Annotated in this window: 23 protein-coding genes; all 23 read right to left on the bottom strand. The window is 65.9% G+C overall.

The features are described 5' to 3' along the window. Positions 1–69 precede the first annotated feature (69 nt). Positions 70–957 carry a tRNA pseudouridine(55) synthase TruB gene (gene truB, locus VGK27_13415; GenBank protein HEY3491103.1) on the bottom strand — a complete coding sequence of 296 codons (888 nt, stop codon included), beginning with the start codon at positions 955–957 and terminating at the stop codon, positions 70–72. Then, a complete protein-coding gene (locus tag VGK27_13410; GenBank protein ID HEY3491102.1) occupies positions 954–1,913 on the bottom strand; it encodes a bifunctional oligoribonuclease/PAP phosphatase NrnA in 960 nt (319 codons plus the stop codon). Before VGK27_13410 ends, truB begins: the two co-directional genes overlap by 4 nt. Then, positions 1,906–2,304: a 30S ribosome-binding factor RbfA gene (rbfA, locus tag VGK27_13405; GenBank protein ID HEY3491101.1), complete on the bottom strand. Its 399-nt coding sequence runs from the start codon at positions 2,302–2,304 to the stop codon at positions 1,906–1,908. The genes VGK27_13410 and rbfA overlap by 8 nt, the downstream gene beginning before the upstream one ends. After that, positions 2,301–2,624 carry a DUF503 domain-containing protein gene (locus VGK27_13400; protein HEY3491100.1) on the bottom strand — a complete coding sequence of 108 codons (324 nt, stop codon included), beginning with the start codon at positions 2,622–2,624 and terminating at the stop codon, positions 2,301–2,303. Before VGK27_13400 ends, rbfA begins: the two co-directional genes overlap by 4 nt. Before the next feature lie 7 nt (positions 2,625–2,631). Further along, a complete protein-coding gene (gene infB, locus VGK27_13395; GenBank protein ID HEY3491099.1) occupies positions 2,632–5,154 on the bottom strand; it encodes a translation initiation factor IF-2 in 2,523 nt (840 codons plus the stop codon). A 287-nt stretch (positions 5,155–5,441) separates the two neighbouring features. After that, complete coding sequence (gene nusA / locus VGK27_13390; GenBank protein ID HEY3491098.1) at positions 5,442–6,689, bottom strand: transcription termination factor NusA; 1,248 nt, start codon at positions 6,687–6,689, stop codon at positions 5,442–5,444. Further along, positions 6,686–7,153: a ribosome maturation factor RimP gene (gene rimP, locus VGK27_13385; GenBank protein ID HEY3491097.1), complete on the bottom strand. Its 468-nt coding sequence runs from the start codon at positions 7,151–7,153 to the stop codon at positions 6,686–6,688. Before rimP ends, nusA begins: the two co-directional genes overlap by 4 nt. 126 nt (positions 7,154–7,279) lie before the next feature. After that, positions 7,280–8,212, bottom strand: coding sequence for a dihydroorotate dehydrogenase (locus tag VGK27_13380; GenBank protein ID HEY3491096.1), 933 nt, complete (start codon positions 8,210–8,212; stop codon positions 7,280–7,282). Beyond that, positions 8,209–9,033: a dihydroorotate dehydrogenase electron transfer subunit gene (locus tag VGK27_13375; GenBank protein HEY3491095.1), complete on the bottom strand. Its 825-nt coding sequence runs from the start codon at positions 9,031–9,033 to the stop codon at positions 8,209–8,211. The genes VGK27_13380 and VGK27_13375 overlap by 4 nt, the downstream gene beginning before the upstream one ends. Further along, a complete protein-coding gene (rimI, locus tag VGK27_13370) occupies positions 9,023–9,487 on the bottom strand; it encodes a ribosomal protein S18-alanine N-acetyltransferase (protein HEY3491094.1) in 465 nt (154 codons plus the stop codon). Before rimI ends, VGK27_13375 begins: the two co-directional genes overlap by 11 nt. A 19-nt stretch (positions 9,488–9,506) precedes the next feature. Then, the gene (locus tag VGK27_13365) at positions 9,507–10,499 is read right to left on the bottom strand and encodes a beta-ketoacyl-ACP synthase III (protein ID HEY3491093.1); all 993 of its coding nucleotides are present in this window, start codon (positions 10,497–10,499) and stop codon (positions 9,507–9,509) included. A 13-nt stretch (positions 10,500–10,512) separates the two neighbouring features. After that, positions 10,513–11,052 (bottom strand): arginine decarboxylase, pyruvoyl-dependent, encoded by a 540-nt coding sequence (locus VGK27_13360; protein ID HEY3491092.1) that lies wholly within the window; start codon positions 11,050–11,052, stop codon positions 10,513–10,515. Positions 11,053–11,084: 32 nt separating this feature from the next. Further along, complete coding sequence (gene speB, locus VGK27_13355; GenBank protein ID HEY3491091.1) at positions 11,085–11,975, bottom strand: agmatinase; 891 nt, start codon at positions 11,973–11,975, stop codon at positions 11,085–11,087. Then, a complete protein-coding gene (locus tag VGK27_13350) occupies positions 11,972–12,445 on the bottom strand; it encodes a DUF2062 domain-containing protein (GenBank protein HEY3491090.1) in 474 nt (157 codons plus the stop codon). Before VGK27_13350 ends, speB begins: the two co-directional genes overlap by 4 nt. Then, positions 12,442–14,184: a single-stranded-DNA-specific exonuclease RecJ gene (gene recJ, locus VGK27_13345; GenBank protein HEY3491089.1), complete on the bottom strand. Its 1,743-nt coding sequence runs from the start codon at positions 14,182–14,184 to the stop codon at positions 12,442–12,444. Before recJ ends, VGK27_13350 begins: the two co-directional genes overlap by 4 nt. Before the next feature lie 2 nt (positions 14,185–14,186). Beyond that, complete coding sequence (gene secF / locus VGK27_13340; GenBank protein HEY3491088.1) at positions 14,187–15,101, bottom strand: protein translocase subunit SecF; 915 nt, start codon at positions 15,099–15,101, stop codon at positions 14,187–14,189. 25 nt (positions 15,102–15,126) lie between these two features. Continuing rightward, entirely contained in the window at positions 15,127–16,725 is a 1,599-nt protein-coding gene (gene secD / locus VGK27_13335; GenBank protein ID HEY3491087.1) for a protein translocase subunit SecD, read from the bottom strand. A 27-nt stretch (positions 16,726–16,752) separates the two neighbouring features. After that, the gene (gene yajC / locus VGK27_13330) at positions 16,753–17,115 is read right to left on the bottom strand and encodes a preprotein translocase subunit YajC (GenBank protein HEY3491086.1); all 363 of its coding nucleotides are present in this window, start codon (positions 17,113–17,115) and stop codon (positions 16,753–16,755) included. 25 nt (positions 17,116–17,140) lie between these two features. After that, entirely contained in the window at positions 17,141–18,250 is a 1,110-nt protein-coding gene (gene tgt, locus VGK27_13325) for a tRNA guanosine(34) transglycosylase Tgt (protein ID HEY3491085.1), read from the bottom strand. Positions 18,251–18,271: 21 nt separating this feature from the next. Next, positions 18,272–19,042 carry a glycosyltransferase family 2 protein gene (locus tag VGK27_13320; protein HEY3491084.1) on the bottom strand — a complete coding sequence of 257 codons (771 nt, stop codon included), beginning with the start codon at positions 19,040–19,042 and terminating at the stop codon, positions 18,272–18,274. 79 nt (positions 19,043–19,121) lie between these two features. Next, positions 19,122–19,661: a hypothetical protein gene (locus VGK27_13315; GenBank protein ID HEY3491083.1), complete on the bottom strand. Its 540-nt coding sequence runs from the start codon at positions 19,659–19,661 to the stop codon at positions 19,122–19,124. A gap of 63 nt (positions 19,662–19,724) precedes the next feature. Beyond that, positions 19,725–20,810: a DegT/DnrJ/EryC1/StrS family aminotransferase gene (locus VGK27_13310; protein ID HEY3491082.1), complete on the bottom strand. Its 1,086-nt coding sequence runs from the start codon at positions 20,808–20,810 to the stop codon at positions 19,725–19,727. After that, complete coding sequence (locus VGK27_13305) at positions 20,807–21,175, bottom strand: FdtA/QdtA family cupin domain-containing protein (protein HEY3491081.1); 369 nt, start codon at positions 21,173–21,175, stop codon at positions 20,807–20,809. Before VGK27_13305 ends, VGK27_13310 begins: the two co-directional genes overlap by 4 nt. Positions 21,176–21,180 lie beyond the last annotated feature (5 nt).

Raw genomic sequence — 21,180 nt, 5'->3', positions numbered from 1 at the left:
TCTCGAATGTTCGCTTTTACGATGGTTTACGGAATGTTCATTTATAGCACAACGCGGAAAGCGTGTAAATCATATGCCCCGGACGATCGACCAGCCGCCCGCGGGATCACGCGAGACCAGGGCCACCGGGTCGCCATCCTCGCGGACGAGAAGCCCGACGCCGCCCTCGCCCGGCTCGAACCCGTCGAGCCATGCCTGCGGCGTGCGCCCCTGTCGAACCGCGTCGACGCCCTGGGGGGGAATCGTTCGGGAGGGGACGTGCGCCAGCGCCTGCGGGATGGGGATGACGCCGGCCTGGAGGGAACCGTCCTTCGCGGCCTGCTCGAGCTGCTCGAGTGTCAAAGCGCTGGAGACGTGGAACGGGCCGCAGCGCGTCCGGCGAAGGGCGGCGACCGCCATCGGGACGCCGAACAGGGCGCCGAGGTCGCGCGAGAGCGACCGGACGTAAAAACCTTTCGAGCAGGCGATCCGCATCCGGAAACCGTCGGCGTAGACGGAAAGCAGCTCGGCCTCGGTCACGGTCACCCTGCGCGGGGCAAGCTCGACCGCCTCCCCCCGGCGCGCCAGTTTGTAGGACCTGACGCCGTCGACCTTGATCGCGGAGACCGGCGGCGGCGTCTGCATCCAGCTTCCGACGAGCGCGCCCACCGCCTCCCGCACGACCGCCTCGGGCACCGTGGCTCCTTGGAGCTCCGTGACCGGCTTGCCCGTGACGTCGCCCGTATCGGTCGAGAGGCCGAACCGGAAGGCGACCTCGTATTCCTTGTCCTGGACGGTGAGATACCCGGCGATCTTGGTGGCGCGCCCCGCGCAGATCGGCAGGACTCCGGTCGCCATCGGGTCGAGCGTCCCCGCGTGCCCGCACTTCTTTTCCCGGAGGATGCGCCCGACGAGCTGGACCGCCCTGAATGAGGTGATGCCGCCGGGCTTGTCGAGGACGATGACGCCGCAGGTCACGTAAGCGCCGATTCCAGCGCCGCGAAGATCTTGCCCTTGACCTCTGGAAGCGTGCCGTTGACGGTGCACCCCGACGCGTTCCGGTGACCTCCCCCGCCGAAGCGGGAGGAGACTTCGGCCACGTCGACGCGCCCCTTGGAGCGGAAGCTGACGCGCCAGCTGCCGTCCCCTTCCTCTCGGAAAGAAACGGCGACCTCGACACCTGCGATCGAACGCGGGTAGTTGATGAAACCCTCGAGGAAGTCGCGCGAGGCAGAGAAATCGGCAAGGTCCTGCCGGGTAGTCGTGATCGAGGCGAACCGGCCGGAGGGCGACAGCTCGAGCGAGTCGAGCACGCGGCCCAGCAATCTGACGCGATCGGTTTCCTGAGACTCGAAGAGATGCTCCGAAACTTTCCAGGGGTCGATGCCCAGCGCCACCATCTCCCCGGCGACGTGGAACGCCTCGGGATTCGCGCTCGAATAGTGGAACGAGCCGGTGTCGGTCAACACCGACACGTAGATGTTGAGGGCGACGTCGAGCCCGATCGGCTGCCCCATGGCCGCGAGCAGCCGATGGATGAGCAGCCCCGTGGCCGCGGCGGTCGGGTCGATCAGCCGAAGATCGCCATGGGCCCCATTGGTCTTGTGGTGGTCGATGTTGACGAGGAGCGGGCTGCGCGACAGGACGGAGCCGACGCGGCCGGTGCGCTCGGGGGAGCCGCAATCGACGATCACCGAGACCGGGTAGTCGGTCCCGTCGTCTTCGAAGATGATGGTGTCGACGCCGGGAAGAAATCGGAGGTTGGCGGGCACCGGGTCGGCGTTGAGCACCGTCGCCACCTTCCCCATCCGGCGCAGCGCGAGCGCCAGCGCAAGCTCGGAGCCGATGGCGTCGCCTTCGGGATTTTCGTGGCAGGCGATGAGGAAGCGGTCGTTCTCGCGGAAGACGCGGCCGATGGCCTCGATGTCATTCATCGTCGCTCCCCTCCTCTTTCGGCGACTCGGGGGCGGGGACCGCCTCCTTCGCGACCATATCGAGCAGGTGGTCGATGCGGGCGACCTTGTTGAATGCGTCGTCGTGGAAGAAGGTCAGCTCGGGGGAATAGCGCATGTTCAGGGCGTGACCGACCTCGGCGCGCAGGAAGCCGTTGCAGCGGCGGAGCGCCCGGGCCGCCTCCCGGCGCTCGTCGTCGGTGCCAAGCACGGAATAGTTGACGCGCGCCAGCTTGAGGTCGGGCGTCACACGGACCTCGGTGATGGTCACGTGCGCCACGCCCGGGTCCTTGACCTTGAACTGGAGGATCATGGACAGCTCTTCCCGGATTCGTTCGCCCACCCGGACGGGCCTGTCGCCGCGGCCTTTCACGTCGAGCCCTCCTCGATGTCGATCAATTCGACCCGGCTGTCGAGCAATTCGACCTCGCCGTCGGTTCCGATCTGGTTCCGGATGCGGTCCATCATCGATTGCGCCAGCCCCGCGTCTGTGGTCGCCAGGGCGACGCCGATGCGTCCCCGCTGCCACAGGTCGTGGAACGCGGTCTCGGCCACGGAGACCGGAAACCGGGAGCGTAGCCGTGCGACAACGCTCGAGAGACGCTGCCGCTTGTCCTTCAGCGACTGCGCGTCCAAAAAGCGGAGGTCGGCGATCAGCACGGCAACCAGCACGGCTAGCGCTTCGCCCCGCATGCGGGCACTAGAGAACCCCGGCAACCTTCTCGATGGTGTACGCCTCGATCTGGTCGCCCACCTGGAGGTCGTTGTAGCCTTCGATGCCCAGGCCGCACTCGAACCCTTCGAGCACTTCCTTCGCGTCGTCCTTGAACCGCTTGAGCGACGCAAGCTTGCCGTCGAAGACGACGACATTGTCGCGGAGCAAACGGACGTTGGATGTGCGCATGATCTTGCCCGAGAGCACCTTGCAGCCGGCGATGGTCCCGACTTTGGAAATGTGGAAGGTCTCGCGGATCTCGACGCGGCCCTGCACCACTTCCTTGAGCGTCGGGGAGAGTAGCCCTTCCATCGCCTTCCGGATGTCGTCGACGACATCGTAGATGACCGAGTAGAGGTGGACGTCGACCCCGTCGCGCTCGGCGATCTCGCCGGCCCGGGTCTCGGGCCGGACGTTGAAGCCGATAATGACCGCCTGCGAGGCGGAGGCCAGCATGACGTCGGATTCGGAGATGCCGCCCACGCCGTTGCGGATGATGTTGACCTTGGCCTTGGCGCCGGAAAGTTTCTCGAGGGAGACCTTGAGCGCCTCCATCGACCCCTGCACGTCGGCCTTGATGATGATATTGAGCTCCTTCAGGTCGCCGTCCTCGATCCGTCGATGCAGGTCTTCGAGGCTCATGCGGGGACGGACGACCGCCTTCTCGCGCTCCTTGTCGGCGCGGTAGAGGGCGATCTGGCGCGCGGTGCGTTCGTCCTTGATCGCGGCGAACTTCTGGCCCGCCTCGGGCAGGCCGTTAAGCCCCTGGATCTCGACCGGCGTGCCGGGGCCCGCGATGTCCTGACGCTTGCCGCGGGAGTTGGACAGCGCCCGGACGCGCCCGTAGTTGGAGCCGATGACGATCGGGTCGCCGACCTTGAGCGTCCCGTCCTGGACGAGGACCGTGGCGATCACGCCGCGGCCTTTTTCGATGCGCGACTCGATGACGGTGCCGCGCGAGAGCTTGTCGGGGTTGGCCTTGAGCTCGAGCACGTCGGCCTGCAGCAGCACCAGCTCGATCAGCGCGTCGATGCCCTCCCGCTTCTTGGCGGAGATGTTGGCGAAGAGCGTGGTGCCGCCCCACTCCTCGGGCTGGAGTCCGTGATCGGACAGCTGCTGGCGGATGCGGTCGGGCTGCGCCCCCGGCTTGTCGATCTTGTTGACCGCCACGACGATCGGCACGCCGGCCGCCTTGGCATGGTCGATCGCCTCGATGGTCTGCGGCATCACACCGTCGTCGGCGCTGACGACCAGGATGACGATATCGGTCACGGACGCCCCGCGGGCGCGCATGGCGGTGAACGCCTCATGGCCCGGCGTGTCGAGGATGACCAGCTTGCGTCCGGCGTGCTCGACCTCGTAGGCGCCGATATGCTGGGTGATCCCGCCGGCCTCGGACCCCGTGACGTTGCTCGACCGGACCGCGTCGAGCAGGGTAGTCTTGCCGTGGTCGACATGCCCCATGATGGTCACGACAGGTGGCCTCGGCACGAGGTGTTCCTCGGGATCGGTTTCCGGGTCGAACATGCTCTCGATCTCGGGCGCCACGTTCTCGACCGTGAAGCCGTATTCCTGGGCGAGCAGGCCGGCCGTCTCGGCGTCGAGCAGTTGATTGAGCGTCGAGGGCATTCCCATCTCGAGAAGCTTCTTGATGACGTCGGACGCCTTCACGCCCATCCGGTGCGCCAGGTCGCCGACCGTGATGACCTCTTCGATCTTGAATACCCGCTTGTGAGCGGAAAGCGGCTGCGTGGAAGGGACCTTCTTTTCGCGGCCCGGCTTGCCCCGCCGCTTCTGGGCGCGCATCGGCTGGAACTGCCGGACGATGGCGGGCGCCGCGACGGGCTTTTCACCTTCAGGCTTGGCGAGCGCTTCAGGCGTTTCCGGCGCCTCGGGTACCTCGGGGGCCTCGGGGGCGGCCTCCTCGACGATCTCCTCGATGATGTGCTTCTTGAGGACGCCTTTCTGGACCTTCTTCTCGTGCGGCTTGACCTTCTTCCACTTCTTGTCCTTTTCCTTGCGTTCCTCTTCGGCCTTCTGGGCGGGCGACTTCTCGACGACCCGGACCACCGGCTCGGATGCCACGGGCTCAGGCTCGACGACCTCGGGGGCGGGAACCGCCGCGGGCCGCTCGGCGGCGGTCTCGACAGTCGGCGGAACTTCGACGGCCTCGGACTGGAGAGCATCCGCCGACTCGGCGGGCGTCGTCTCGGCTTCGCCGACGGGAGGTTCCTGGGGGGGAGGCGTGGCCGGGCCGCGGCGGAGGACGACGCGCGAGGAGCGGCGCTCCATCGTGCCGTCGGACTTGGTCACGACGGTCGGCTGCTGCGGGGGCGGCGGTGCGGACTGTTTCCGGAAATGCGCCCGCACGCGCTCGGTCAGGTCGCCTTCGATGTTGCTGGACGCCGACTTGTTCTTGAAGCCGATCTTGTCAAGGAATGCGAGGAGCTCCTTGCTGGTCTCCATTCCCAGTTCCTTGGCCAGATCGCGAACCCGCACCTTCTCCATCCAATCCCCCTGCTTTCTCGTCTTCCGCCGCCCAAAGGGCGGTCAAGCGTTCCGCCAGATCGATTCCGCTCCGGCCCATCTTCCAGCGCGCCCCGCCCTTTTCGGTGCGGATGCGCCGGGAGAAACGTTCGATGCACTCGGCCTTCCGGCACAGGTAGATGCCCCGCCCGGGACTCCTGCCTGCCGGATCGGGCGCCCAACCGGCCCCCGGCTTGCCGGCGATGCGCAGCAACAGCCGCTTGTCGCCGGTCGACCCGCATTGCACGCAGGTGCGCTGCGGGATGTGGCTACTCTTTGGAGACCCCACCGTCGGTCTCGCCGCCGGTCTCGGCCGCGCCTTCCGCTGCCGGCTCGGCAGGCGCATTTTCAGTTGCCGGTTCTGCAGGCGCATCTTCCGTCGACGGTTCATCCGTCGAAGGCACGCCTTCAGGCGGCTCGGCGACGGGCTCTTCGCCTTCGGGCTTCTTGGGCGCGAACAGACCTTCGGCCCGCTTGAGCGCGTCGTCGACCTGCCCCTCGGCGCGGACCTCGATGTGCCACCCTATCAGCTTGGAGGCGAGCTTGACGTTCTGCCCCTTCTTGCCGATCGCGAGCAGCAGCTGCTCCTCGGGGACGATGACTTCCATCGACTTGCCCGCCTCGTTGACCAGCACGCGGATGATCTCGGCGGGCTGGAGCGCGTTGCAGACGAACTTGGCGGGATCTTCGTCCCAGGCGATGATGTCGATCCGCTCGCCCCGAAGCTCCTGCACGATGCTCTGGACCCTGGAGCCCTTCATGCCGACGCAGGCGCCGACCGGGTCGACGTCGCGGTCTTTCGAGCGAACGGCGATCTTGGTGCGGAATCCCGGCTCGCGGGCGACGCTCAGGATCGACACGACGCCTTCGTAGACCTCGGGGACTTCCTGTTCGAACAGCTTGAGAATGACGCGCGGATCGGAGCGCGACAGCAGGATCTCGGGGCCGCGCGGCGTGCGGGTCACGTCCTTGATGTAGGCGCGGATGCGGTCGCCCTGGCGGTAGCGCTCGCGCGGAATCTGCTCGAAGGGCGGCATGACCGCCTCGGCCTTTCCCATGTCGACCACGAGCGTGTCGCGCTCGTAGCGCTGGACGATGCCGTTGATGATCTCGCCCTTGCGGGTGATGAACTCGTTGTAGATCACCTCGCGCTCGGCGTCCTTGACCTTCTGCATGATGATCTGGCGCGCGGTCTGCGCGGCGATGCGGCCCAGGTCCTTGGTGCTTAACCGGAAGCCCAGATTGTCGCCCTCGATCGCCTCGGGATCGAGCTCGGCCGCCTCGGCAAGCGAGATCTCGGTATCGGCGTCGTTGACCTCGGCGACGACGGTGCGGAACTCGAGGATCTCGAATTCACCCGTGTCGGGGTCGAACGTCGCCTCGAGAACCTTGTTGACACCGTATTTCTTGCGCGCGGCGCTCTCGAGCGCTTCCTTGATGGCATCGACGATGACTTGCTTGTCGATGCCCTTTTCTTTCCCGAGCTGCGCGATGATCTGACCGATATCCAGAATCATTTTTTCTTCTTTCCCTTCCCGAAGAGTTCTTCCTGGGTCGCTTCCAGGTTGGCTTTGCGGACGAGACGCATGGGGATCGACAGGGGGCCGGCCTCGCGCCGGATGACGATCGTTTCGGCGTCGGCGATTTCGAGGATGCCGACGGCATTGCGAACCCCATCGATCGGCTCGACCAGTGTGACCCGGACCCGCTTCCCGATCGCCGCGGCGTAGTGCCCGGGGCGGGTCAGCGGACGGTTGACGCCCGGTGAAGACGCCTCGAGGACGAACGGCCCTTCGACGGGATCTTCGACGTCGAGGCGCGCGCCGAACCGGCGGCTGAACGATTCGATCTCGCCGAGCTGGACGCCGCCGGCCGGCTTGTCGAGGAACACCCGGATCGAAACGCGGGGCCCCTCGGTCTCGACGCGCACGTCATACACTTCCAGGCCATCCTCGGAAGCCACCTCGGCCGCGAGCGCCATGATCTTATCGATGTCTGCATTTTTATTCCGCATGAAAAAAAAAGTGGGCGACGGCCCACTTTCCAATAATACCGAAAGTGAGTATAACACGAGCAACCCGCGACGCAATCACCGATTTCGGGACGGCTAAGGCAGGCGCAGGGTCCCCCGATATTCCGCGACCGACGCAATCTTCTCCGTACGCAGGAACGCCTCGATCCCCTCGACCACCTCGGCCGCGACCCGCGGGTTCCTGAAGTTGGCGGTGCCGATCTGGACGGCGGATGCGCCCACGAGGAGGAATTCGAGCGCGTCCTCGGCGCTCTGGATGCCGCCGATGCCGATGACGGGAATCTTGACCTTGCGGCAGACCTCCCACACCATGCGCAGCGCGACCGGCTTGATGGCGGGCCCGGATAGGCCGCCGGTCACGTTGGCCAGCTTCGGCCGGCGCGACCGGTGGTCGACCGCCAGGCCGACCAGCGTGTTGATGAGCGTCACGGCGTCGGCCCCCGCCTCCTCGGCCGCCTTCGCGATCGCACCGACGTCGGTCACGTTGGGGCTAAGCTTGACCCAGAGCGGCTTTCGGGTCGCGCGCCGTACGCGTTCGGTCAGGCGGGCGATTCCCTCGGGCGAGGAGCCGAAGGCGATGCCGCCCTCCTTCACGTTGGGGCAGGATGCGTTGACCTCGATGGCGGCAAGGGCGTCGACCTCGGAAAGCCGGGCCGCCACGGCCTCGTAATCCTCGGGCGTCTTGCCGTAGATGTTGGCCGCGAAAGTGGCGCCGGCGTCCTCGAGCCGCGGCACGACGTCGCGCACGAACCGCTCGACACCGATGTTCTGAAGACCGATGGCGTTGAGCATGCCGGAAGCCGTCTCGACGATCCGCTGGGGAGGGTTGCCGAGGACCGGTTCGCGCGACAGCCCCTTGACGATAAGGCAACCCAGCCGCGAGATGTCGTAGAACGGGGAGAATTCGAGGCCGTATCCGAACGTGCCGGATGCGGTCATCACCGGGTTCTTGATCGACAGCCCGCCGCCCAGGTTTACGGAAAGATCGGGAAGGGATATGGCAGTCACCAGACCACCTCCTTCGCGTCGAACACCGGGCCTTCCTTGCAGACGCGCCGGTAGGCCGTGGCTTCGCCGTCGCGGATCGCCGTCACGCAGCCCCAGCAGACGCCGAACCCGCAGGCCATGTGATTTTCGAGCGATGCCTGCATGGCGACGCCCGCGCCCGCGGCCAGCCCGGCCAGCCCCTTGAGCATCGGGTGGGGACCGCAGGCGAGGATCGTGATGCGCGCGAGGTCGGCAGCCGGCACCCCTTTCATTCGTTCGCGAAGGGCGTCTACCAGGGTGCCGTGGAATCCCGCCGTGCCGTCGTCTGTGCACAGGTGGAACCGGCCGGGCGCCTGGCCGCCGGGCGTCCATTCCCTGGGCGGCAGCTGGTCGCGCGTACGGCCTCCGAGGAACAGCTCGAACCCTGCCGCCTTTCGGTGCGCGAGCGCATCGACCGCCGGGAACAGGGTCGAAAAGCCGACGCCGCCGCCGACCAACCAGTAAGTTCGCCCCTCCCCGGACAGATCGAAGCCGCGCCCAAGCGGCAGCGTGAGGGAGACGGGATCGCCGTCGTGCAATCCGGAGAGGAGCGCGGTGCCGCGTCCGACAACCTTGTAGACGAACTCGACGCTGTGCCGGCCGGCGTTCGATCCGGACCGGAAGATCGCAAACGGCCGGGGAAGCAGCGGGTCGCTGCCCGGCCATCCGGAGACCATCGCGAACTGACCGGGCACGAATCGGACCGGCTCGGGCAGGTCGACTTCCATCCGGTAGAAGATCGATCCGTGCCCTTCGTTCCGGACGATCGTCCCCTTCCTGAATCCCAGTTGGCTACTTGGCATCGCTCTCCCGAATCTCACGCGACAGGAGGATGGCATCCTCCCCGGTGTCAGTATAGTACCCCTTGCGCATTCCCATGAATTCGAAGCCGTGCCCCCGGTAGAGCCGTATGGCGTCGTCATTTCCCGCCCGGACCTCGAGGTGAATGCGGTCGGCCCCGCCCCGCGCGCCGCGCCGGATGCACTCGGCGAGCAGCCGGCAGGCGACGCTCCGCCCCCGATACGCGGGGGCGACGGCGATGTTGAGAAGGTGCGACTCGCCGGCGATGGTCCAGCAGACCGCGTATCCGGCCACCCCGCCCCCTTCGGCCGGCAAGGCGACCATCGCGTCGGAATATTCGCGCCCCAGTTCCTCGGAGAACATGCCGCGGGACCAGGGCGTCGGGAAGCATTCGCGCTCGATGGCCATCACCGCGTCGAGGTCTTCCTCGGCCATGTCGCGGACCTTGACGCGCAACGGAACGCTCTTGCCTTCCCTACCAGCGGAGGAGCGTCGAAGCCCAGGTGAAGCCGGAGCCGAACGCCGCGAGGCAGACGAGATCTCCCTCGCGCAACCGGCCCTGCTCGACGCATTCGTCGAGGGCGATGGGGATGGAAGCGGCCGTCGTGTTCCCGTACCGCTCGACGTTGGAAAAGACCTTTTCAGGCGGAAGCTTGAGCGCATCGCCGACCGCCTGCGTGATGCGCAGGTTGGCCTGGTGCGGCACCAGCAGCGACAGGTCGTCGAGCGTCAGCCCGTTGGCCTCGAGCGCCTCACGGATCACCTCGGGGAAGCGCCTTACGGCGTGCGCGAACACGTAGCGGCCGTTCATATAGGGATAGTGGCGGCCGGAATCGACCATATCGTGGGAGACGCGCGGGGAATCGAGCGAGCTGGGGGCGTCGACCATCAGCTCCTTCTTGTACTTGCCCTCGGAATGGAGATGGCAGGACAGGATGCCCCGGCCGGTGTCGCAGGGACCGACGACCACGGCGCCCGCCCCGTCGGCGAAGATGACGGAAACGTCCCGCCCGCGCGTGGTCATGTCGAGGCCGGTGCTTTGCACCTCGGCCCCGACGACCAGCACCCGTTCATGCATGCCGGCCTTGACATACGCCTCGGCGACCGACAAGCCGTAAAGGAAGCCGCTGCACTGGTTGCGGACGTCGAGCGCCCCCACGTTGCGCATGCCCAGCTTCTCCTGGACGATGACGCCGTTGCCCGGGCAGACATGATCCGGGGAAAGGGTCGCGAAAACGATGAAATCGATGTCGGCGGGGGTAAGCCCCGCCTTTTCGATGGCCGCCGCCGCAGCCTGTGTGCCCAGCTCTGCGGAACCGACCCCCGTCGCGACGTAGCGGCGCTCGCGGATGCCGGTGCGTTGGACGATCCAGGCGTCGGTCGTGTCCATCAGCGTCGTCAATTCGTCATTGGGCACGACGCGCGGCGGCAACGCGCGTCCGGTCGAGAGGATCCGGGCGCCTCGCATGGAAGGCCCCCCGTCAGGCGACGAGCACGGCGCAGGCGACCACCGTGGTGTACTCGTCCTTGACGATCGCCGACTGGGTGATGTTGAAGGTCTTGTAGATCTTGTCGCTGATCTTCCAGACCTCTTTCTTTTCGTCCCAGCTCTTGTCTTCGTCGAAGTCGATGCCGAGCGTGGAGGCGAGCATCGCGGCCGCCAGGTCTTCGGCATAGTCGCCCGCCAGTTTTTCGGTCTGGCCGAACGCATGGTGCTCGCTCAGGTAGCCGTAGGTGGCCTTGTCGGAAGGCAGCGCGCAACCGACCGAGGAGGCGACCATGCGGCGCGGCTCGTCGCTGCTGCAGCGGCTCATGACGACGAAGACGACTTCGCCGGGGGAGAGGATCTTGAGCCCCTCTTCCCGCTTGATGATCTTGGCCTTGGGCGGAAAGATGCTCGAGACCTGGACCAGGTTGTATTTTTCGATTCCGGCATCCCGGAGCGCGAGCTCGAACGACGTCAGCGATTCGCGGTGCCGGCCAACGCCCTTGGTGAAGAACACACGAGTGGGAACGAACATCGACGGTATCTCCTTATAAACTTCCGGGGACTCTATTTTTCCTCGCGTTCGGCGAGGATCCAGCCCATGAGCCGGTAAGCCAGCCGGGCAGCCATGTATTCGGGCGCGACGATCCCGGCGATGGGGGCGAGCTCCATGATGTCGCAGCCGACGACGGTGCAGCCGCTCTGCATGACGTCGCGCAGGATGTCGATCGCGTCGTACCAGGTGAGGCCTCCGGGTTCCGGGGTGCCCACCGCCGGCATGATGCCCGGGTCGAAGACGTCGAGGTCGATCGAGATGTAGACGTTGCCCTTGAGGTTCCCGACGATTCCCTTGGTGACCTCGGCCAGGTTGTCGCGCACCTCGCCTGCGTAGAAGATCTTGACCTCTTCGGTCTTGCGGAGGAACCGGTCTTCCTCCTCGGACATGCTCCGGATGCCCACCTGGATCAGGTTGACGCCGGCTTCGACGATTCGGCGGGCGACGCAGGCGTGGTTGAGCTTGCTGCCGAGATATTCGTCGCGCAGGTCGGCGTGGGCATCGAAATAGATCACCGTCAGGTCTTCGTGCCGCTTGCGGAGCGCGTTGACCGCCCCGATGGTGCCGGTGTGTTCCCCGCCGAGCAGGATCGGAAACTTCCCCGCCTTGACCGTGGCGGAAACCCGCTTCTCGACTTCGCCCAGCGTCGCCTCGGCCCCTTCGGCGTCACGGGCGACGTCGGCCGCGGTGAAGATGCCTTCGCGGTAGGGAGCGAGCTTTGTTTCCTCATCGAACAGTTCCATGTGCTGGGAGGCGTCGAGGATGGCCCGGGGGCCGTTGCGGGAGCCCGAAACGTAGCTCGCGGTCAGGTCGACGGGAAATGGAATGATCGCGAACGACGCATCTTCCCACGTCGAGTACTTGTCGGGTATTCCGCCGAAGGTGACGGCATAGGGTTTCAAGGGTGTCCTCCTGGTTCGGATTGCGCTTTCCGGTGGGCTGATTTTATCCTGACGGCGACTCGATAGACAATAAAATAGGCCACACCGGCCGCGATCAGGCCCAAAAGCGTGGTTCCCAGGAGCAGCGGCGCCACGATCGGCTTCGCAGTGAAGTAGATGGACTTGATATCCCACGATTCGAACCGGATCCCCCTGATCCGGACCCCGAGCAGCCGGCCCCCGATCCAGGTGCATCCGTAGAACACGAACGGCATCGTGTAGGGATTGTTGACCCAGGCGCCCGCGATCGCGGCGACCTTGCTCCAGCGGAAAACCAGCGCCAGCAGGACCGCTCCCGCGGTATGCAGGAACAGGAACGGCGTAAAGCTCATGAAGACCCCCGCGGCGAAGCCGGCGGCGATCGCGTGTTCCTCGGCCTCGGCATGGATCTCGGCGAGCAGCTTGGCCTTGATGCGGGCGATCGGGATCATGTGTGCAGGCGCAGGTCACGCAACAAAAGGCGGACCGTGCGGTTTCCCCGGAAGAACGAGAGCTGCGGAGTAAAAAGCAGGTCGATCAGGGCGCCCGGCCGAACCCCGCCGTCGGCCCGGTTGAAGGCGGAGACCTCGAAGTGCCCCCCATTCCCCTCGACATCGAAGCTCAGGTGACGTCCGTCGGGTCCGAACGTCCGGGTACGGGTGACCTGGAGCCGGTCGGCGCGCAATATCGGCTCGCGATTTCCCATTCCGAAGGGGCGGACCCGGTCCCATTCCTCGAGCAGCGCCGGAGTCACGTCGGACAGCCGCACCTCGGCATCGACCTCGATCTTGGGCAGCGTTCCCCCTGCTCCCTTCGCGGCCGCAAGGGCCAAGGCGGAAAGCCCGTCCCGGAGGGCGGGAATGTTCCGGACGGGAAGCGAGATGCCGGCGGCCTGGCTGTGCCCCCCATAACGGGTCAGCAGCGAAGCGAGCCCGTCGAGCGCCGTCACGATCGGGAATCCCTCGACGCTGCGGCACGAACCGGTCGCTTCGTCGCCGTCGATGCTCATCAGGACCACGGGGCAATGGCACCGCTCGACGATCTTGGAGGCGACGATCCCCAGGATGCCCAGGTGCCAGCCTGCGTCCGCCAGCACGATGGCGCCGGGGTCCGCCGCGTCGTCCGAAAGGTCGGCCAGCCGGGCCTCGACGCTTTTGAGGATCAGCTCTTCCTCGCGCTGCCGGCGAGCGTTCTCGGTGTGAAGCTCCTGCGCGAGCCGGGCGGCCTCGACCGGGTCGGACGTCACCAGGAGGGCAGCGCTGCGGTTGGAATCGCCCAGCCTCCCCGCCGCATTGAGACGGGGCGCCACGCGAAAGCCGAGGTCGGTCTCGTTGGCCGTGGGAGGAGAGATCCCCGAAAGCTGCATCAGCGCCGCGATGCCCGCGCGCGGCCGTCTCCGGATCTGTTCGAGCCCGGCGCGGACCAGGATCCTGTTGTCGCCGCGCAGCGGCACCATGTCGGCCACGGTGCCCAGCGCAACGAGGTCGAGGTAGCGCACGAGATCGGGCTCGGGCGCCGCCGCGAAGAACCCCTTTTCGCGTAGCGTACGTCGGAGACCGCACAGCAGCATGAACACGACGCCGACGCCGGCGAGTTCCTTGACGGGATAGTCGCAGCCGTCCTGCTTCGGATTGACGATCGCGTAGGCGGGCGGAAGCACACTGCCGGGAAGGTGGTGGTCGGTCACGATTACGTCGATCCCCGACTCGGAGGCGGCCCGGATCGTGTCGACGTCGGAGATGCCGCAGTCGACCGTGACGACGAGGCGACGGCCCTCGTTCGAGGCGCCGAGAAGATGCTCGGGCTTTAGCCCATACCCGTCGATGATCCTGTGATTCTGGTGGATTCGAACCGGATAGCCTTCGACCAGGTCTTTGAGGAAGAGGTAGAGGATCGCCGCCCCGGTGGCGCCGTCGACGTCGTAATCGGCATAGATGAGGAGAGGCTCGCGAGAAACCACGGCCTCGGCCAGGCGGGAGGCCGCCTTGTCGAGACCGCGCATCGGGAACGGGGAGGCAAGCTCGGGAAGGCCGCCGGACAGGAAGCGGACGGCCTCTTCGGGGTCGGTCAGCCCCCGGTTGGCCAGGACCCGGGAAGAAGTTGGGGAAAGGCCGGTCCTGCGGGCGATTTCCCGGACAATGCCTTCATCCGGGGATCGCAGAAGCCACTGCCGCTGGAGCCGGCCATTCACCCCTATCCCTTGGCCTCGACCTTGCGTTCGCCCTTGAGATATGCCACGACGGGGCTCGCGACGAAGACGGACGAATAGGTGCCGATCACCACGCCGATGGTCAACGCCAGCGCGAAGTCCTTGAGGACGACGCCCCCGAACATGAGCAGCGAGAGGCAGCAGAGGAAAACCGTGAGCGAGGTGACGATGGTGCGGCTGAGCACCTCGTTGACGCTGTGGTTGACGGTATCGTAGAAATTGCCCTTCTTCCGGAGGTGAAGGTTCTCGCGGATCCGGTCGAAGACGACGACCGTGTCGGTCAGCGAGTAGCCGCCGATGGTGAGAAGCGCCGTGATGAAGAGCAGATCCATCTCGCGGCCCAGGAGGAAGAAGATGCCGATCATGGCCGCGATGTCGTGGAAGGTCGCGATCGCGGCGCCGACCCCGAACTTGAACTCGAAGCGGTAGGCCAGGTAGCCGATGATCGCGATCGCGGAGACAAGCATCGCCAGGGCGGCGTCTCCCCGAAGCTTCTGGCCGACGGCCGGCCCGATCTCGGAGACGCTTTCGACCGCCGGGGGATTGTCGGGCATCCCCGTCCGGAGCGAATTGACCACCGCGTCGGCGACCATCTTCTCTTCCTTCCCCTTGGCGCCCACCTTGACGAGGAGAATGTTCTCGCCCTCGACCCACTGCAACCCCGCGTGCCCGAGCCCGGCGGCGCCGAGAAGGCCGCGCGCCTTGTCGAGATCGACCGGCGCCTTGAACTTGAGCTGGAGCGAGGTGCCGCCGGCCAAATCGATGCCAAGGTTGCCGTTCCCCCGGTAGATCTGGACGAGCGCAAACACGCAAAGGAGGATCAGTGCCCCTGAAAAGACGAAGGCGAACTTGCGCAGCCCCATGAAGTCGATATTGGTTCCCTTGATAAGTTCGATCATGCCGCGATATCCCCTGTCTCTCGCCTTAGATGCTGAGGGCCTGCATCGGCCGCTTGGCGTTGATGTAGTCGAATACGACCTTGGTGCAGACGAGCGCCGTGAAGAGGTTGATGGCGACGCCCATGGAAAGCGTCACGGCAAACCCCTTGATCGGACCCGTGCCGAACTGGAACAGGATCATCGCCGTGATCAGCGTGGTGACGTGCGAGTCGACGACGGTCCAGAACGCCTTGTCATAGCCTGCGTCGATGGCCGCCCGGACCGCCTTTCCGCCGCGGATCTCTTCGCGGATGCGCTCGAAAATGAGGACGTTGGAATCGACCGCCATGCCGATGGCGAGGATGACGCCCGCGATGCCGGGGAGCGTCATCGTCGCCTCGAGCAGCGACATGCCCGCGAGCAGGAACATGATGTTGAACACGAGGGCGAAGTCGGCGATCAGCCCCGCGAACTTGTAGTAAAAGCCCATGAACAGGACGACCAGGATGGCGCCGATAAGCGCCGCGCGCACGCCCTTGTGAATCGAGTCCTGCCCGAGCGACGGCCCGACGGAGATGTTCTGGATGACCTTGACCGGCGCGGGGAGCGAGCCAGCCCGTAGGACGATGGCCAGATCGGAGGCCTGCTCGGCGCTGAAACTGCCGGTGATCTGGGCGTCGCCGCCCGAGATGCGTTCGTTGATGACCGGCGCGCTGTAGATGGTGTCGTCGAGAACGATCGCCAACCGCTTCTTGACGTTCTCGGCCGTGATGCGGTCGAACACCTTGGTGCCCTGGGGGTTGAAGGACAGCGAGACGTAGGTGCCGGCCCCCTGCTTGGAGCCGAAGTTGACCTTGGCGCTCTTGATCGTGTCGCCTGTAAGCAGCGCCCGCTTCTTGACGACCAGGGGGGTCTTGGTGACGCGCCCGGTGGACGGGTCGGTGGACTTTTCATAAAGCAGCTGGCTGTCTTCGGGGATGTTGCCCTTCATCGCTTCTTCGACGCTGGCGCCTTCGTCGACGATCTTGAACTCGAGCAGCGCGGTCTTGCCCACCAGCTCGATGGCGCGCTGCTGGTCCTTGACGCCGGGCAACTGGACGACGATGTGGTTCTCGCCCTCGGCGACGATCTGCGGCTCGCGCACCCCGAACTGGTCGATGCGGTTGCGGATCGTCTCGACGCTCTGGCTGACGGCGTTGCCCCGGATGTTGTCGACCTCGGCCTTCTTCATCCGGCCAGTGATGGTCGCGCCTTCGGCAGTCGCCGTTCCGAGCGTCAGGTCGAGCGACGGCATCTCTTCCTTGAGCGTGCCGAGCGCCTTGTCGGCGAAATCACCGGGGGGAAGCTTGAGCGCGAAGCCGTCGATGCCGGCCTTCTGCCAGCCGAGGACGGGGATGCCCTTGTCGCGCAACAGGGCCCGCGAGTCGTCGGCGTAGCGCGAGGCGGTGTTCTCGATGGCCTTGTCGATCTCGACGGCCAGGCGCAGGTATACGCCGCCCTGAAGGTCGAGTCCCAAGTGGATCCGGGGCATCTTGTCCAGCAGGGAGCCTGGCTTCGGATCGGTCAGGCTGGGCAGAATCAGCACGATGGAGACCGCCGTCAATACGGCGATCAGCGTGGCTCGCCACGTGATGCTTTTCCACATGTCGGGTGTTGCTCCTTTCGATGCCTGTTATTCCTTGGAGGCCTTGGCCTCGACGGCCGCGGATTCCTGGGCGGGGCCGGCGATGCCGTTGCGCGCCACCTTGACCCGGATCTTGTCGGCGATCTCGAGCGTGATGGCCTGCTCGGTCAGGCCGGTGATCTGGCCGAAAAGCCCGCCGGTGGTGATGACCCGGTCGCCGACCTTGAGCGCCTTGAGAAATTCCTGATGCTTCTTGGCCTGCTTCTGCTGGGGACGGATCAGCAGGAAATAGAAGATGACGAACATGAGCAGAAGCGGGGCAAGCTGCGCGATGCTGCCGAGCCCTCCTCCCGCTCCGCCGCCGCTGCCGCTCGGGCCCATCGCGTACGCTACACCGGTGAAAAACATCATGACGGGAGAACCTCCGGTAATTTTGCTAACGGTTGTCGTAAACGCCCGATTCTTTCACAAATCGCCCCAGATTTCCACGGGCAATTGCGTCACGGATGCGCGCCATCCAGCCGGCATAGAAGTGCAGGTTGTGGACGGTCAGGAGGACGGAGGACAGCACCTCGTGCTGCAGGTACAGGTGCCGAAGATAGGCGCGGGAAAAGGTCCTGCAGGTGTGGCAATCGCACGCCTCGTCGAGGGGGGCCGGATCGTCGGCGTATTGCGCCTGCTTGATCGTGAGCGTCCCCGCCGAGGTGAACAGCGTGCCGTTCCGGGCGTTGCGCGTGGGCATGACGCAGTCGAACATGTCGACCCCGCAGGAGACCGCGTGAAGGATATCCTGCGGCGTCCCGACGCCCATCAGGTAGCGCGGCTTGCTCTCGGGCAGGAGCGGCGCCGTGTGGGCGACCGTTCCCCACTGCAGCTCCTTGCCCTCGCCGACACTCACCCCGCCGATCGCGTAGCCGGGAAAGTCGAGCGCCACCAGCTCGGCCGCGCTGCGCGCCCGGAGATCGGGATGCATCCCTCCCTGGACGATGGCGAAGATGCCGCCTTCTTCGCGCCGCGCGGCGTCCCGGCACCGCTTCGCCCAGTCGGTCGTGCGCCGGAGCGCCTCTTCGACCGCACTCCGGTCGGCCGGGTATCCCACGCATTCGTCGAACGCCATCCGGATATCGGAGCCCAGCGCCTCCTGGATGGAGGTCGCGAGCTCCGGCGTGAGCGAATGGAGCGACCCGTCGATGTGCGAGCGGAAGGTGACGCCCTCATCCTGCACCTTTCGCAACGTGGCCAGGGAGAACACCTGGAAGCCGCCGCTGTCGGTCAGGATATTGCGATCCCACCCCATGAACTTGTGGAGCCCACCCAGGCGACGGATCCGCTCGTGGCCGGGGCGAAGGTAAAGATGGTAGGTGTTCGACAGGATGCAACCGAAACCGCTCGCCTTGAGCTGCTCTGGCAGCATCCCCTTGACGGTGGCCGAGGTGCCGACCGGCATAAACGCCGGCGTGTCGAACGACCCGTGCTCGGTGGTAACGATCCCGTTCCGTGCGGCGGTGTCCGCGCAGCGGGCGGTCACCTGGAAAGCGATGGGCAAGCGTGCCTCCGATCGTTCTGGTCAGGGTTTTCCGGCGGGGATCCGGCGGCCGGAAGCGTCGAGGAATGGCTGGTTCCGCATGCCGGCACGCCAGGCGGCATACCGGAGCGAGGTGGCGAGGACGCCCAGCCCGTACTGCACGCTGCGCCGGAAATTGATCGAGGACGCCTCGGGCATGTAGCGGGTCGGGCAGGAGATCTCCCCGATCCTGAAGCCAAATCGGATCGCCTGCACCAGCATCTGGTTGTCGAAGACGAAGTCGTCGGAGTTCTCGAGCAGCGGCAGCGTCTCGAGCACCTTCCGGCCGAACGCCCGGAAGCCGGTGTGGTACTCGGAAAGCTTCTGGCCGACGAGCCAGTTCTGCGCCAGCGTCAGGATGCGGTTGCTGACATATTTGTAGAAGGGCATCCCGCCCTTCCTCGCACCGGTCCCGAGGATGCGAGAACCCAGCACGACGTCGAACTCTCCCGACGCGATCATGCCCGCCATCGCGGGAATCAGCTTCGGCGTGTACTGGTAGTCGGGGTGAAGCATGACGACGATATCGGCTCCCGCTTTCAGCGCGGCTTCGTAGCAGGTCTTCTGGTTGCCGCCGTAGCCGCGGTTCTCGGGGTGGGCGATGTATGTGATCCCGATCCGGCGCGCCTCGTCGATCGTTCGGTCGCGAGAATGGTCGTCGACCAGGATCACCTGGTCGACGATATCCAACGGAATCTCGCCGTAGGTCCATGCCAGCGTCTTCTCGGCGTTGTAGGCCGGCATGACGACGACGATCTTGAGCCCGTGCATCATAGTGGCCGATTATAGCTTTCGATCGCGTCCGCGTCGAACTTCCTTCTCAGGCCGCCGGCGTTCATGCAGCGGGATTCGGTCAGTATCGGTTGGGAGCGACGTCCCCGGCAGGATGGTAGCGCGGATCGCGCGCGACGACGCTTCCGCCCGACGGCTCGGCCGAGCCCGGGGCAAGGACGACGACCGGCTCCGAAATTCCCATCGCATTGTCCGAGGGCGAGGTGTCTTCAGGCGCATAGACCTCGCCCTTGATCCGGTATTCGCCGGGCGCGATGCCATTCGTGTCCCAAGTGAACGATTCCTTCGTCAGGCGGCCCCCCTCCCCGCCCCAACCGAAGGTGTAGAAATGGCCGTCGACTTCGCGACCGTTGGCCGTGACGCGGGCCCATACGGTCCCGGCCCCTTCCGCATGGTTCTCGACGACCATCTCGATCCGGACCGGCTCCCCCGGGTGCACCCGGCTGGGGGTCACCCGAATCTCGCGCACGATCAGGTTGACGTCCATGCCTCCCCCTCCGCCTTCATCCATCGCCAGCCGGCCCCCGGACGCCCGTGCGGCAAGCGGCGAGAGCGCACAGGCCAAGATCATCCCAAGGATGAGCGACATTGCCCTTTTCATGGCGATCCCCTCCCCTGCTTGTGATGTCGGAAAGCCGGGGCGGATTCGCCCCGCAGGAGGAGATTATCGCGCGAAACGGTTCGCAGCTTCCACGACGGCATCGATCTCGTCGTCGGTGTGCCCGATCGAGCAGGGAAGGCTGACGATCATGTCCGCCGCGGCTTCGGCGACGGGATAGCGGCCTCCTCCAGATCCCGACAGCAAGGGTTGCCGACTGGCCGAGACGGGATAGTGGATCTCGGTCCCGATCCCGCGGGCTTCGAGATATTCGCGGAATTCGTCCCGGCGCGGATGAAGCACCGGGTAGAGGTGCCGGGCGCAGTTGGCCCCGGGAACCGCAACCGGCCGGCGGAATGCGGGGGAGAGCCCCCGGTCGTACGTCGAGGCGATCGCGTTCTTCCGTCGGCAGATCTCTTCGAGATGCGGAAGCTTCGCAAGCAGGAATGCCGCCTGCAGGGCATCGAGCCGGGAATTGAATCCGACCGCCCCCGCAATGCCCCGTGCGCGATAGCCGTAATTCCTGAGCATCCGGACCGAGGCCGCCGTCGCATCATCGTTCGTGGCCACGGCTCCACCGTCTCCGAGCGCCCCCAGGTTTTTCGTGGGATAGAAGCTGAAGGCCGAAGCGTCTCCGAACGAGCCGACAGGACGCCCCCGAAAGGAAGCGCCCTGTGCCTGCGCGCAATCCTCCACGATACGCAATCCGCGCTCGGACGCGATCGCGCCGATCGACTTCATGTCGCAGACGAGCCCGTACAGGTGGACCGGCAGGATCGCCACCGTGCGCGGCGTCAACCGCCGTACGACGTCGGCGGGGTCGAGCTGGAGCGTGCCGGGATCGGGATCGGAAAGGACCGGCGTCAGGCCGCATCGCATCACCGCGAGGATCGTGGCCATGCAAGTGTTGGCCGGAACCACGACCTCCCCTTCGCGGAGCCCGATCGCCATGAATGCGAGGGCGATCGCATCGAACCCGGAGCCGACGCCGATCGCATGCCGCATCCCGAGGGAGTCGGCCAGCGCAGCCTCGAACGCCTCGACCTGTCCGCCCAGGATGTACCGCCCGGAGGCGAGCGTATCTTCGAATGCCCTCCGAAGCGCCGCCTCGAAGGGACGGTTGGCGCGCGCAAGTTCCTCGAACGGGATCAAGGGTACGGCTCGTCGATATAGTCGCCCGGGTCGTACGCTTCGGACGCCATCACCAGGAGGACCGCATCGGGGCTGAGGTTTCGGATGAGGTGCCAGTCGCTCGCATCGAGAAGGAGCCCCGTATGCGGATTCTCGAGGGGAAACGAGCGGTCCCCCGAGCCGTCGTTCACGCGGATCTCGCACCGCCCGGCGACGCAGACGAGCAGCTGCCGGTTGACCTTGTGTCGATGCCCGGCCCGGGTGACGCCGGGGGCGGTCCCGTAGATGTAGTAGATGCGTCGAACGGGGAACGGAAGGTCGGCGTCGAGGACGGACAGGGAACCGCGACGGTCCTCGAACGTGGGGATATCCAGGAGGAAGGCCACGGGAG

Source organism: Candidatus Deferrimicrobiaceae bacterium (assembly GCA_036504035.1).
GTDB lineage: Bacteria > Desulfobacterota > Deferrimicrobia > Deferrimicrobiales > Deferrimicrobiaceae > JANXPS01.
Note: the sequence above shows the minus strand (reverse complement) of the source record. Positions and strands in the feature narration are given on the sequence as shown.